The sequence below is a fragment of the Longimicrobium sp. genome (genome assembly GCF_036388275.1).
Taxonomy (GTDB): domain Bacteria; phylum Gemmatimonadota; class Gemmatimonadetes; order Longimicrobiales; family Longimicrobiaceae; genus Longimicrobium.
On the sequence record NZ_DASVSF010000071.1, the window covers coordinates 87,928 to 99,444 of the forward strand.

General features: G+C 65.3%; 13 protein-coding genes and 1 pseudogene. All 14 read right to left on the reverse strand.

The window, feature by feature from the left end; genetic code table 11:
- Positions 1 to 179: 179 nt before the first annotated feature.
- Complete coding sequence (locus VF632_RS15035; protein ID WP_331023732.1) at positions 180 to 470, reverse strand: hypothetical protein; 291 nt, start codon at positions 468 to 470, stop codon at positions 180 to 182.
- A gap of 252 nt (positions 471 to 722) precedes the next feature.
- Positions 723 to 1,565, reverse strand: a complete 843-nt coding sequence (locus VF632_RS15040; RefSeq protein WP_331023733.1) for an N-acetylmuramoyl-L-alanine amidase — start codon at positions 1,563 to 1,565, stop codon at positions 723 to 725.
- Between the two features lie 165 nt (positions 1,566 to 1,730).
- Entirely contained in the window at positions 1,731 to 2,570 is an 840-nt protein-coding gene (locus VF632_RS15045) for a hypothetical protein (RefSeq protein ID WP_331023734.1), read from the reverse strand.
- 625 nt (positions 2,571 to 3,195) lie between these two features.
- Positions 3,196 to 3,510 (reverse strand): hypothetical protein, encoded by a 315-nt coding sequence (locus tag VF632_RS15050; protein ID WP_331023735.1) that lies wholly within the window; start codon positions 3,508 to 3,510, stop codon positions 3,196 to 3,198.
- Between the two features lie 164 nt (positions 3,511 to 3,674).
- Positions 3,675 to 4,343, reverse strand: a complete 669-nt coding sequence (locus VF632_RS15055; protein WP_331023736.1) for an NAD-dependent epimerase/dehydratase family protein — start codon at positions 4,341 to 4,343, stop codon at positions 3,675 to 3,677.
- 220 nt (positions 4,344 to 4,563) lie between these two features.
- The gene (locus VF632_RS28075) at positions 4,564 to 4,920 is read right to left on the reverse strand and encodes a GNAT family N-acetyltransferase (RefSeq protein WP_349264003.1); all 357 of its coding nucleotides are present in this window, start codon (positions 4,918 to 4,920) and stop codon (positions 4,564 to 4,566) included.
- A gap of 156 nt (positions 4,921 to 5,076) precedes the next feature.
- Positions 5,077 to 5,523, reverse strand: a pseudogene (locus VF632_RS28260) (DUF6933 domain-containing protein); the annotation flags it as partial.
- The gene (locus VF632_RS28080) at positions 5,520 to 5,765 is read right to left on the reverse strand and encodes a helix-turn-helix transcriptional regulator (protein WP_349264002.1); all 246 of its coding nucleotides are present in this window, start codon (positions 5,763 to 5,765) and stop codon (positions 5,520 to 5,522) included. The gene VF632_RS28080 and the pseudogene VF632_RS28260, both read right to left, overlap by 4 nt.
- 366 nt (positions 5,766 to 6,131) lie before the next feature.
- Positions 6,132 to 6,899, reverse strand: coding sequence for a nucleotide-binding protein (locus VF632_RS15065; protein WP_331023738.1), 768 nt, complete (start codon positions 6,897 to 6,899; stop codon positions 6,132 to 6,134).
- Positions 6,900 to 7,025: 126 nt separating this feature from the next.
- Complete coding sequence (locus VF632_RS15070; RefSeq protein ID WP_331023739.1) at positions 7,026 to 7,157, reverse strand: hypothetical protein; 132 nt, start codon at positions 7,155 to 7,157, stop codon at positions 7,026 to 7,028.
- A gap of 130 nt (positions 7,158 to 7,287) precedes the next feature.
- Positions 7,288 to 8,172 (reverse strand): 3-hydroxybutyryl-CoA dehydrogenase, encoded by an 885-nt coding sequence (locus VF632_RS15075; protein WP_331023740.1) that lies wholly within the window; start codon positions 8,170 to 8,172, stop codon positions 7,288 to 7,290.
- A 73-nt stretch (positions 8,173 to 8,245) separates the two neighbouring features.
- Entirely contained in the window at positions 8,246 to 9,118 is an 873-nt protein-coding gene (locus tag VF632_RS15080; RefSeq protein ID WP_331023741.1) for a hypothetical protein, read from the reverse strand.
- Positions 9,119 to 9,221: 103 nt separating this feature from the next.
- Positions 9,222 to 10,460, reverse strand: a complete 1,239-nt coding sequence (locus VF632_RS15085) for an acetyl-CoA C-acetyltransferase (protein WP_331023742.1) — start codon at positions 10,458 to 10,460, stop codon at positions 9,222 to 9,224.
- A 473-nt stretch (positions 10,461 to 10,933) separates the two neighbouring features.
- A complete protein-coding gene (locus VF632_RS15090; RefSeq protein WP_331023743.1) occupies positions 10,934 to 11,452 on the reverse strand; it encodes a tRNA (cytidine(34)-2'-O)-methyltransferase in 519 nt (172 codons plus the stop codon).
- Positions 11,453 to 11,517: the final 65 nt, after the last annotated feature.

The following is an 11,517-nucleotide window of genomic DNA, read 5'->3' on the forward strand; positions in this document are numbered from 1 at the left end:
GTAATTGCGAGTAGAACCTGCGCGATGATTTTCACGGGTTTTTCGGTCCCCGGCATGGTACGATTGACCCAGTACGGCGAAGGGGCGCCGCAACGCGCGGCGCCCCTCCGGTCCTGACCTCCAGAGCTGAAGTCGAGGGCACCACTCGGCGTTGCTCGCCGAGTGATCCGCGCGTCGCGTCAGTAGGCGCTTCCTCTACGACGGCGGATTGGAGAGTCGTTGCGGTGGTACCAGACAAGGAATGAGAACATTGCGAACGCGGGTGCGCCAAGGAGGGTGAGCCCGGCGGCGGCGACCGCCCACCCACGCTCCGCAGACATGCCGAACTGCCACGCCAGCCAGCAGCATCCCCCGCACGCCAGCCACACGGCCGCCAGCACCCACCCTCCGTAGGTGGATCGCAGTGCATTCGCCAGCGGGCGCAGGAGCCAATCGACGAGCGGGATCAGCAACTCGGCGATGAGCCACATGACAATCTCGGCCAGGATCTCCAAATCTCTTCGGATCAGACGGTGCACCCACCTTCGTCGATACATTCCCCCGTGGCGCCGGGTTTCGTCCGCCGGGAGAATGCGCGGTATCCGGTTGCACACCGAGTATCACGTCGCCACTCGCACATGCGACGAGGGGCACCGCATGCCGCGGCACCCCTTGCCCGTGTCTCCCCATCGCACCTGTGGTGTGCTTGAATTAACCGTGCAGGCGACCGCAATCCGTCCGGGCTACTGGAGGTATCGGGTGTTCACGAAGCCGTCGTGATCCAGGTCCCCGTCCAGGTCCACGGAAGCCCAGCCATTTTTCACCGCCGTCTTCGGCGTGATGTACGTGTACGCCTCCGACCGCAGGAAGAGCGACCGGCCGTGCGCCAAATCGCCGATCTTGGGGGCTTCGGCGAGGGGCGCCGCGCGTAGGCCGAGTGTGTCGCCGGGCGTATTCACGCTCATTCGAGGCCCCACGTCCTTGGTGCGCCCAGGTACCAGGGCGTGGAACTTCTCCATCGGAAACGCCGGGCCGGGATCGACCTTGCGCCCCACGGCGATGTCGTCGTGCCCGATGATGTCGACGATGCCGGGATATTCGGCGATCAGCGCGCGACAGATGTCCAGCATCGTGTCGATTTGAGCGTTGGGGTACTTCTCCCACCCGAACTTCCCGCCGCCATTCCTGTGGCGCGCAACCACGACCTGCTCGGCGGTGAATATGCCCGTGACGATCTTCCCGTTCTTGCCCCGGTTGTAGAACTTCCCGTCGGCCTGGGGGCTCAACTGGCCGTAATTGGCGGCCGAGATGCCGAACGCGAAGCCGTTCAGGCTGTCCCGCCCCCGCCAGTTGCTCTTGCCCGCGTGCGAAGCGGCGCGGTCGAACCTAACGCACTGGAGCGGCTTGCCGTTTCGCGCCACCAGGACGTGGTAGCTGTACCCGACGGACTTGAGATAGTCGTACGAGCCCTGGACGCTCCCCCCGGCCGTGTTGTGCAGAACGATGTAGCGCGGCGCGGCTGCGAACGGGGAATCCACCAGCGGCTTGAATTCCGCCCCGGCGAGCCGATGATCGATGATCTTCATGCAGGTCTCCCGTGTTAAAAAGGGATGTGGTGAGCCGTGCTGGAGGTGCTGGGCCACCGAGCCACCCCGGAGGGCGGCTGGCCGTCAGGAACACCCGCCTCGATCATGTTGGTTGGACCGGGCGACGCGAATTCTCGGCAGCGCCGCGTCCACAGACGGTCGGGCTCACGGCGTGAGGCTCACGTCCGGAATCACCAGGTGGGTCTGCGATGTCGCCGAAAGCGCATCCCATCGGCTCAACCACGTCCGTGTAGCCGGTTCGCGAGCAAACCCGGCGTTGAGATCCATCACGTGGTGATGCATCTCGGGCGACAGCATATGCCCGACCAGGGAGATGGCGGTTTCGTTGGCAACCACCTCCTCGGCGTTCTTTCCGTTGGTGAAGCGTGCGCCGTAGATGGAGTTCGCGATACGGCTGGTACCCCTGAGATGGTCGACGTACCGGTGTGACGACTCGTGCACGACCGAATAGATGAGGCCGTCAGCCATGTAGGCCCGATAGTTTTCCGCTGCCTGCGGCAAGCCGTAGATCAGCCGGCTCCCCTGTTGTGGCGTTTCGCCGCGAACCGTCACCTCGTCTATCGAGATCAGGGCGTAGTCGTCATAGAACCTGGTGCTCCCGCTCAGATCGTATCGCCCTTCGACCGTGACGGCCGCCGCGATATCATCTGGTGTCTTGTCGAACGAGATGATGATCCTCGCGAACCGGCGCTTCCATAGAGTATCGGCCATGGAGGGGGCGGTCGGATACATCATCATGGACGTGATGTACGGGTACGCCCTCGATTCAGACAGCTTGATCCGGTCGAGGGCAACGGCAGTGCGGAGCACCATGTCCAAATGCTGCCCACTGTCGCTCCGTACCGTCACCACGAATCGGTCGTACTCGAAGAAGTGCCGCGCATCCACGAGTTCGCTCCGCCCCTCAGTGCCCTCAGCGATCGCCGGCAGGATCGTCCAGCCGGCGGGGAACAGGCCCAGGTCCGCGAATGTGCCCTTGCCCAAGTACCGGACCCTTCCGCATACCGCGATGAGTGGCGCTTCGTCGAGTTGTGCGGCGAGGGCGCAGAGATCCGGTGAGTGAGGAACGGCACGAGCCGGGGCGCGAGCGAACGCGCCAACGATTATTACGAGTCCGGCCACCGCCGCAAGACCGCAGGTTCGTTTTTTCACTTTCGCACACGTCGTTTTGGAGGATGGAGTTCGGTCGCGGTCGCCCGCTGCCGCCGGCACCCCGGTGCTGAGCAAGCGTCCCACTTGGTGGAGGGACGGGCCCGATACACTCCGCGGAGAACTTCGTGAGCCTGTTGCAGGTCCATGATCGCTGCTTCCGTCAGAGGTGATGGGGCGCTTGAGCGGACGTCTGGTAGCGACGGCACTTCGATGGGCTGTTAAGGCTTGGATGGACAGCGGCCCCGGTTTCCCCTGATGGTTCAGACGGTGATCCTGATCCTGATCGTTCCCTTTCCCAAATGGGCCGCTTTCTGCAGGTTGCAAGATCCTCGATCTGCTACGCAGGAGCAACGACGAAGGGGCGCCGCAACTCGCGGCGCCCCTCCGGTCCTGACTTCCAGTGCTGAAGTCGACGGCACCAATCGGCGTCACTTGCCGGAGTGACCCGCGCGCTTCGTCAGTAGGCGCTTCCTCGACGGCGGCGGATGGGAGAGTCGTTGCGGTGGTACCAGACAAGGAACGAGAACATTGCGAACGCGGGCGCGCCCAGGAGGGTAAGCCCGGCGGCGCCGACCGCCCACCCACGCTCCGCAGACACGCCGAACTGCCACGCCAGCCAGCAGCATCCCCCGCATCCCAGCCACACGGCCGCCAGCACCCACCCTCCGTAGGCGGATCGCAGTGCATTCGCCAGCGGGCGCAGGAGCCAATCGACGAGCGGGATCAGCAATTCGACGATGAACCATATGACGATCTCCACCAGAATCTCCACGTCTCCTCCGCATCAGAAGGTGCCCACACCTTCGTCCGTACGTTCCCCCGGGCGCCCGGTTTCGCGTCAGCGGAAAGACGGCGGAAGTGCGGTGCCGAAGAAGCAAGTCGTGTTGGGGTGGATGGAAACCGACCGTGATCAGAGGTGCGGAACGCGAATGGCAATCAGGCGCCGCGCGCCATGGACTGCCGCTGGCGATCCGCCATGCTGCGGAGTTCGCGATTGTCGATGATCCGCGCCCGTCGCTTCTCCACCGTAGCCTGGATCATCGCGAAGCCGATGTCTTCGCCCGCCACGTACAGCCCGCGGAAGGGCCGCAGGAGGCGGAAAACGGGCCGCATCACCTGCAGAAACCGTGGAGCGTTCGCCGAATCCGCCCCATCGATGAAGGCGGGGCGCCAGCACACCGCGCCGAAGCCGCTGATCAGGTCCTGCTCCGTCTGCGCCTTTACCCGCGCCCACATCATGCGGCTGTCCAGCGCCGCGCCCTGCCCGCTTACGAAGTGGAACGCCGCGCGGGGGCTGTGGCGCGCCAGCATCCGCGCCGCGGCCATCGCAAAGCCATGCGTGATCACGCGATACGCCGCCTCGTCCGGCACCTGCGTGGCGGAGATGCCGAGGCACCAGAAGCACGCATCCACGTCCCTGAACGCCTCCGCCACCCGGGAGTAATCCAGGAAGTCGTCGTGGATGAACACGCGCACCCGGCCGCTCGCGGACGCCGGCGCACGCCGCGCGATCGCGCGTACCTCGTCCACCGCGGGCGAGGACGCGCACGCGCGCAGCACGCTTCCGCCCGCCGCCCCCGTCGCACCGAAAACAAGAACCTTCATGTTTGCTGATTCCGGAGAATAGGCGTGGCATCGGGAACTCCCCGCGGTAGTTTCCGCATGGAACGACCGCGTTCATGCAAGAAGCTTCCGCCGGAGGGTGGACGCAAGCGTCACGTGGCGAATCGCAGATCCGGCGAGCAGCGCCGCCAACCCGCGCCATCCCTCATCGTTTACGAAACCGCGCGAAACCCGATCCCAGCCGCCACGCCAGGCCGCCACGTCAGGCCCCGGGGCGGGTGAGACGGATCAGTCCTGCCGCCGAAGGACGAAATCCGCAGCCTTCGTAGAAATCATCCAGGCGAGGCTCGTAGTCGACGTGAATCCACTCTGCACCGGCCTCACGGGCCGCCGCGACCGCCTGCCGCACCAGTGCGGTCCCAATTCCGCGCCGTTGATGATCCGGGTGCACCGTCGTGTCCAGCAGGAACGCATGCGCTCCGCCGTCCCACGCCACGTTCACGAAGCCGATCAACCGCTCGCCAACGTATGCGCCAACCCACCCCAGGCTCCGGCTGAGCACGGTGGCAAAGCCGCGCGCCACGTGGTCTGGCCAGGCGGCGGCGAAAAGATCGTTCAGAACCGCGTCGCCGAGAGCGGGGCGTACGCGTAAGTCGAACCCGAGCGTCGGGAGCCGGGCGGCCGCGTGCAGCGGGGAGGGGCGATGCGGAAAAGGTCGTGGTTCAACAACCCCGGCCAACTCCGCGAGCACCCACGTGGCATCCTTGTACCCGAGCATGGCGTGGGGATTGTCAGCCAGCTTCACCTCGAGCCTATCCAGATCGATGCCCTCGAACGACCGATACCGCTCAGCCTCGAACCAGATCTGCGTAGCCAGATCGTTCATCGATCCGAGCACCCGCCGATTGTTCGTCCGCGCCACGATGGTTTCGCTGAGATCACTTAATTGCGCGTCGATCCACTCGCCCGGGAGGTCCAGCCGCCGGAGCAGAGCCGGAACACGACGGCGGAACGTCGGCAGGGTGGTGTGCAGCGCGCGGCCCGGAGCGACTACGCAGACCAGGGTGGTGGGGTTCGTGTAGAGTACGAGCGAGCGCCCCGCGAACGGCACCGGCACGAGGTTCACGTACCACTCGCCCAACGGGGCGGCGGGCTCCGGCGGCTCGGTGGTGACGGGCAGCTTGGTGGCTTTCAGCAGGCGCTGCGTGCAGCGGAAGATCATTCGTGTATCGGGCGATTGGCACCTTCCGACTCAGCTGCCATGAGTAGTTCGGAGGCAGTTGTGTCGAGCGCCTCCGCGATAAGCCGAAGCACTCTGATCGTGGGCGACTTCAGCCCGCGCTCCAGTTGGCTGATGTAGGTCGGGTGAAGCTTGCAGCGGAACGCTACCGCCTCCTGAGACATCCGGACACTCTTCCGCCGGTGGGCGATCACTCGCCCCAGTACCTTCTCGAACGCGTCCATTGGCTCCAGTCGTAAGAGACCGGACCAGAGTCGCGGGACTGGTACTTTTGTACTAGAGACTATAGTATTGATGAACAGATGCGCTGAACCGTCTCACTCCCGCGGAGGTCGTATGCTCATGATTCGTGAACAGGCACAACTCGCCTCCCCGATGCGCCTGCTGGAGATGCTGGCGGACCGCTTCGGCGCGTTCGAGGCCGTCGCGAACTCGACCATCAAGCTGGCTCGCTACGCACCCGCCGATGAGCTCTCAATGGATGTCCAGTTGGCCGAAGCGGTCCTGGAGTTCGGGAGTGATCTGCGGGAGGCGTTAAAAGCCGCATCGTATGGGCTGAAGCGAGCAGTCCTGCGCACCCATACGAATAGTCAGCTATGGCTGGCCCGTAGAACCGCGTCCGCAGTTATCTCGAAACCAGCTTCGCGTAAGCGCTTACCAAGTTGCGGAACCGTCTCGCGAACGTGTGATTGGAAGGGAGCGTAGAGAACCCCATGAATATCCGACGGCAACTCGAGGTCACCCGTCAGAAGGATCGCAATCTTTGACCGGCCAAGTGCTCCGATCAGCATCCCTAGTTCCAAGATCACGTTCTGCCTGGCACGTTTTCGTGTCCCTGTACCGCCAGCGGTGCGTGCGTGACCGACATCGTCGGGCGTAAGCAGTACGATTCCGAAATCCGCACCGGCGGAGCCACGTCTGATGTTCGCTTCTAGCGCTTCGATAATCGTTAGCCCGCCACCCGATTCCCGAGCGAGAACAACCGGCTCTAATTCCAGTTCCCGCAGGACGAGTACTAATTGATCTAGAGAGTGCTTATCGTGGCCATGGACCACGAAGATCTTCTTACCTTTAGGCTTCCGCTTTGTAGGCTGGATCTGAGCCTCTGTTGGACGTAGTGCCCTTTTTGCTCTTCGGTTCACGAACTTGCGGATTACTTCTTCGAGCCGCTGCTTGGGCCCTTCTTTTCCTTGAACGACCAGCCTGCCAGTCGAAATTGTCCAGTTGCAGCTGGCTCCCGTCTCAGTACGAAAGATTACCAGATTCGCTTTCTCCTCGATCACCACTGGCGTCCCAGAACCCGCAATCGCTTGTCTGAGGTCCTCAATGCTGCCGGAATAATTCAAGTTCTCACCCATCAACAGTTCCTTTCACCTCAAAGCTGCAGTCGTCCTGTCACCCCACTTCCTCTAGGTCCCATCATCCCTGCAAGAAACGGAACGAGGGGCGCCGCAACTCGCGGCGCCCCTCCGGACTTGTGGCGATCAGTCGACCACGTAGTACTCGTAGTCCTCTTCGCCCTTCCAGTAACGCACCATCAGGTACGCGCAGACGGTCCCGTCCGGCGTCAGCCAGCGCTCCACCTCTCCGATCCCGCCTCGGTTGTTGAGGGTCAAGTCCCTCACCGCCCTGCGCCGGGAGATCGCGACCGCATAGTCGGTTTCGGAAACTTGGCGGCCCTCGCGATCCGGTAGCTCCACCATAGGCGATTCACAGGCGTGTAAGGCGCCGCAAACCGTGTCCCGATCAGACCAGGTTCATCGCCTTCGGCTGCTCGCCGGAGTAGTCGTAGAAGCCCTTGCCCGACTTGCGGCCGAAGTAGCCCATGGAAACCATGCGCTTCAGCAGCGGCGGGCTGGCGTAGCGCTTCTCCTTGTACTCCTCGAACATGATGCCGCCGATCTTGTCGAGCGTGTCCAACCCCACGAAGTCGCTGAGCACGAACGGCCCCATCGGGTAGCCGGTGCCCAACTGCATCCCCTTGTCGATGTCGGTGATGCTCGCCACGCCCTGCTCCAGCGCGCGGATGGCGTCCATCATGTACGGCACCAGCAGCAGGTTCACCACGAAGCCCGAGTTGTCCTTGCAGACGATGGGCTCCTTGCCCAGCGAGCGGGCGAACGCGAACGCCGTGTCGAACACGGCGGGGTCGGTGGCGATGGTCTTCACCACCTCCACCAGCTTCATCACCGGCACGGGGTTGAAGAAGTGAAGCCCCACCATCCGCTCCGGCCGCTTGGTCGCTGCCGCCATGTCGGCGATGGTGAGCGACGAGGTGTTGCTGGCGAAGATGGTGTCGGGCCCGCAAACCGCGTCCAGCGTGCGCCACATCTCGTTCTTCACCGCCAGGTCCTCGACCACGGCCTCGATGATGATGTCGCAGTCCTTCAGGTCTTCCAGGCTCGTCGTCCCGCGCAGCCGGCCGACGATGGCGTCGCGGTCCTCGGCGGAAAGCTTGCCCTTGTCCACCGACTTGCCCAACTGCTTGCCGATGCCGCCGATCCCGCGCTGGCATACATCATCAGACACCTCGCGCACGATCGTCTCGTACCCCGCCGCGGCCGCCACCTGCGCGATGCCGCTGCCCATCAGCCCGCACCCCAGCACGCCGACCCGCTTGATCTCCGCCATTCGGATCTCTCCCTCAGGATGAACTCGAAAGTGTTTCGTTGGATGCAAGGGCGCCGGAGCACCCGTGTTCACTCTACCTGCGCCCGCCCGGACCGCTTGGGCCAATGCGGATGCCGAACCCCGGCGGGCCGATGGTGATCCCGCCCCCGCCGTCACCACCGCCGCCGCGTCCGGGCACCTTCAGCTCGCCGTGCTCCAGCCGGTCCAGGAACGACTCCAGCTTTTCCTGCGTAGACCGGCGCACCACGCCGAAAATGCCCCGCATGCCGGCGATGATCCCCGCCGCGATCGGCAGGCCCACGAGCGCGAGCGGATCGGGGATGGTAGTGGCGACGGCGAACACGGCGGCGCTAATGCCCGCGCCGCCGCCGACGCTCGCCCCGATGATCGCCGTAACACCCCGCTCCGAGGTCACGTCCACCGACAGCTCCACCAACGCCGTGTCGGCATCGATCGCCGAAACGGCCACGTCCAGCTGCTGAAGCTCCAGCATCTTGTGCTTGGAGCCGAACTTCTGCGCCGCGCGTCCGAAGGTGGCGCCCACGCCGGTGGCGCGCACGTAGCGCGTGCGGTCGGGAAAGCGCCGCTGCACCACCATGTACTCGCAGGCCAGCAGGTACTCCTCCAGCAGCAGCCCCACCTGCGCGGGGGGACGGCGGACGGTCCGCGCCGCACGCACCACGCCGGGGCCCATCACCCGCGCCAGCGCACCCTTCTCCTCCGGCGCCCGCCCGCGCACGTCGACGATGGCGCGCCGCACCGTCACCGCGTCCAGCCCCAGCTCCTGCCCAATGCGCAGCACCTCGCCCTCGGAAATCCCCTCGTCGGGCGCGCCGGTCGCGGACTGGATCTCCACGGCGCGGCGGATCACCGCCTCCAGCTCGCTGCTGGAAAGGCGGCGCGCGGGAAGGTTGCTCCCGCCCGGAGGCCCGCTGGTGGAAGTCATAACAGAAGTGCCAAGTACTCAGTACCAAGTGCCAGGAGACTGACACGGAAACGTGGGGCGCGCACCACTTGGCACTTGGTACTAATCACTTGGTATCTTGGTTTCAATCCGCCGCGATGGCCTGCTCGCCCGCGGCGGGAAAGGCCTCCACCACCAGGGCGATCCCCTGGCCGCCGCCGATGCAGGCCGTGCCCAGCCCGAAGCGCTTGCCCTGCCGCCGCAGCTCGTGAAGCAGGTGCACGGTGATGCGCGCGCCGCTCATGCCCAGCGGGTGGCTCATGGCGATGGCGCCGCCGGACACGTTCGTCCGCTCGCGGTCCAGCCCCAGCTCCTTTTCCACCGCGCAGTACTGCGACGCGAAGGCCTCGTTCACTTCCACAAGGTCCATCTGGCCGACGTCCATCTCCGCCCGCTTCAGCGCCACCCGCGACGCAGGCGCCGGCCCAATGCCCATGTGCTTGGGCTCCACCCCCGCGATGCCCCACGACACCAGCCGGCCGATGGGGCTCAACCCGTTGCGCCGCGCGTACGCCTCGCTGGCGATCATCACCGCCGCGCCGCCGTCGCCGATGCCCGACGCGTTGCCGGCCGTCACCGTGCCGCCCTCCTTGAAGTACGGCTTCAGCTTGCCCAGCGACTCCATCGTGGTGTCGGGCCGCATGTGCTCGTCGCACTGGAACAGCGTCTCACCCTTGCGGCTCTTCAGGGTGATGGGGGTGATCTCGGCGTCGAAGCGCTTCTGCTCGCACGCCAGCCCGGCCAGCGTCTGCGAGCGGTGGGCGTACTCGTCTACCTGCTGGCGGGTGATGCCGTACTTGTCTGCCAGATTCTCGGCGGTCACGGCCATGGAGCAGCCGGCGAAGGTGTCGGTGAGCGCCTCCCACAGCAGGTCTTCGTAGTACTGGCCGGCGGGGCCCAGGCGCTGGCTCCCCCAGCGGGCGCCGCGGAGCACGTGGGGAGCCTGGCTCATGCTTTCGGTGCCGCCGCACAGCGCCACCTCGGCCTCGCCCAGCATGATCTCCATGGCGCCGCTGATGATGGCCTGGAAGCCGCTGCCGCACAGGCGGTTCAGCGTCAGCGCCGGCGTGTCGAGCGGTAGCCCGGCCTTGAGCCCGATGTGGCGGGCCAGGTAGATGGCATCGGACGAGGTCTGCAGCGCGTTGCCGAAGACCACGTGTCCCACTTCCTCGGCCGGCACGCCCGACTCCTGCAGCGCGGCCTTGGCGGCGAACACGCCCAGGTCGGTGGCGCTGAAGTCCTTCAGCGAGCCGCCGAAGGTCCCCATGCCGGTGCGCTTGGCGGAAAGGAATACGACGTCGGTGTCCTTGCCCTGCGTAGCCATATGAAAACCCGATCCTCAGGTAGCGTGAGCGCGCCCGGTTGCGTCGCCAGGCGAAAGGGGGAAAACAGCGCAGAATACCCGGGGAAACGCCTCGCGTCAAGCCGATTCCGGACACTCGGACCATGAGCGCCACTCAGCTTCGGGCCTCGGAATGGATGTCATCCCGATGGAGCGGCCCCGGCAACCTTTCCCCACGCACCGAGAACGGCAGCGACTGAGGGATCCGCCACACACTCTCCTGATCGCGCCAAACCATCCGGTTCGCCAAAGCAGTCCCCCGCCGGAGCAGATGAATCTGCCGCAACAAAAGCGGAAAGCCTCCAAACTCTCGGAGGCTTCACCCGCACGCGGACCAATTTCCGGGCGCGCCACATCGTCCTCCCGTGCACCTCATCAAGCCAGTCCGCGAAGGCGGACTTCGTGTGGTCGTTGCAGCGAATTAAATTCATTCGCCCGTCCACACTTGCGGCCCCTCAGGTTCCTGGCGCCTCCCCAGTCTCAGCCGCTCCAGCCGGACTCCACCCCACCTGCCGCAGCGCCTCGAACAGCGAGATGCCCACGGCCGTGGACAGGTTCAGCGAGCGGGCGACCGGGAGCATGGGAATGCGGATGCACCGCTCCGGGTCAGCCGCCAGCAGGTGCTCGGGAAGCCCGCGCGACTCGGGACCGAACAGCAGCACGTCACCCGGCTCGAACGACACGTCCCAGAGGGTTCGCGTGGCCTTGGTGGTCAGCATCCACACGCGCCGCCCCGCCGTCGCAGCCGTGAAATCCTCCCACTCCTGGTGATGGTGCCACTGCGTGTGCTGCCAATAGTCCATCATGGCCCGCTTGGCCTTGGGGTGCGTGAACGAGAACCCCAGCCGCCCGATCAGGTGCAGCGGCGAACCCGTGGCCCCGCACAGCCGCGCCACGGCACCCGCGTTCCCCGGGATCTCCGGTTCCAGCAAGGCGACGTGGATAGGAGGGGAAAGCGGAAGCTGCGTGCTCATTCAGGCGTAAACCAGGTGAGAAGAGGAAGAAACGAAGTGGCGGCGGACCCGGATGGGTCCGCCGC

Bases quoted from the DNA above. Each gene is read 5' to 3' on its own strand.
- VF632_RS15035 (WP_331023732.1), bottom strand. From the start codon at position 470: ATGTGGCTCATCGCCGAGTTGCTGATCCCGCTCGTCGATTGGCTCCTG.
- VF632_RS15040 (WP_331023733.1), bottom strand. From the start codon at position 1,565: ATGAAGATCATCGATCATCGGCTCGCCGGGGCGGAATTCAAGCCGCTG.
- VF632_RS15055 (WP_331023736.1), bottom strand. From the start codon at position 4,343: ATGAAGGTTCTTGTTTTCGGTGCGACGGGGGCGGCGGGCGGAAGCGTG.
- VF632_RS28080 (WP_349264002.1), bottom strand. From the start codon at position 5,765: ATGGACGCGTTCGAGAAGGTACTGGGGCGAGTGATCGCCCACCGGCGG.
- VF632_RS15065 (WP_331023738.1), bottom strand. From the start codon at position 6,899: ATGGGTGAGAACTTGAATTATTCCGGCAGCATTGAGGACCTCAGACAA.
- VF632_RS15075 (WP_331023740.1), bottom strand. From the start codon at position 8,172: ATGGCGGAGATCAAGCGGGTCGGCGTGCTGGGGTGCGGGCTGATGGGC.
- VF632_RS15080 (WP_331023741.1), bottom strand. From the start codon at position 9,118: ATGACTTCCACCAGCGGGCCTCCGGGCGGGAGCAACCTTCCCGCGCGC.
- VF632_RS15085 (WP_331023742.1), bottom strand. From the start codon at position 10,460: ATGGCTACGCAGGGCAAGGACACCGACGTCGTATTCCTTTCCGCCAAG.
- VF632_RS15090 (WP_331023743.1), bottom strand. From the start codon at position 11,452: ATGAGCACGCAGCTTCCGCTTTCCCCTCCTATCCACGTCGCCTTGCTG.